The sequence below is a fragment of the Streptomyces sp. SID486 genome (assembly GCF_009865385.1).
Lineage (GTDB): Bacteria > Actinomycetota > Actinomycetes > Streptomycetales > Streptomycetaceae > Streptomyces.
On sequence record NZ_WWJT01000557.1, the window covers coordinates 1 to 779 of the forward strand.

General features: G+C 79.7%; 2 pseudogenes. Both read right to left on the bottom strand.

What is annotated here, in order from left to right:
• A pseudogene (locus GT045_RS40000) lies at nt 1-283 on the bottom strand (hypothetical protein); the annotation flags it as partial.
• Between the two features lie 131 nt (nt 284-414).
• Nucleotides 415-779 (bottom strand): annotated as a pseudogene (locus GT045_RS25650) (zf-HC2 domain-containing protein); the annotation flags it as partial.

A 779-nucleotide genomic window follows, 5' to 3' on the forward strand; every position in this document is an offset into this window, starting at 1 on the left:
GATCACCGGTGCCCGCCACCTCGATGGTCCGCCCGGTCCCCGCCGGATCACCGGAGCCGTCCGCCTCGATGGTCCGCCCGGTCCCCGCCGGGTCACCGGTGCCGTCCGCTGCCGGGGGCGCCGGTGCCGGGGGTGTCGGTGCCGGTCTGGCCAGTTCGAAGTCGCCGTCGGGTGCGGTGGTTTCCGGTACGGCCGGCCCGGGCCGGTCTGCCGGTGGCGCCCCCGCCGCTTCCTCCGGTCCTTCCGGCTCTCCCACCGGCGGGACAGGGTTCCCCTCGTTCATGCTCTCCCCACGGCTGAGCCGTGACCGCGCGCCGGCGCGGTCACGGGACGTCGTCCACCGCCCCGGGTCGTCGCCGCGGGCACGGCCTCAGAGGATTCAACCAGGTCCGCGGTCACCGACGCAGTGGCCGGTCAGGGCGACCGCCGGGGCATGGAGGGAGCGGGGCCGGGGTCGGGGACGGGGGCGGACAGCAGCTCGGAGCCGGCGGTGGCCGCGGGGGGTGCGGGCCGGTCGGTGCGCGGGAGGGCCACGGTGTCGTCGAGCGGGCGTATCAGCGGGGAGATGGCGGCCGCTCCCGCGAACACCGGCGCGGTCAGACCGCGCACCTCCTCGGTGCGGGCCGGGGGGAGCCCGGGCAGCAGCGGCGCGGACAGGGTCGTCGGGGCCACCGGGGCCGGCCCGGACAGCAGGCCGCCCTGGGCGAGCAGCGGCCCCGCCGGGCGGCGGCGCTGGCCGTCCGGCGTGGCCGCGCCCCCGGTGCCCGCCGGACGCGCCG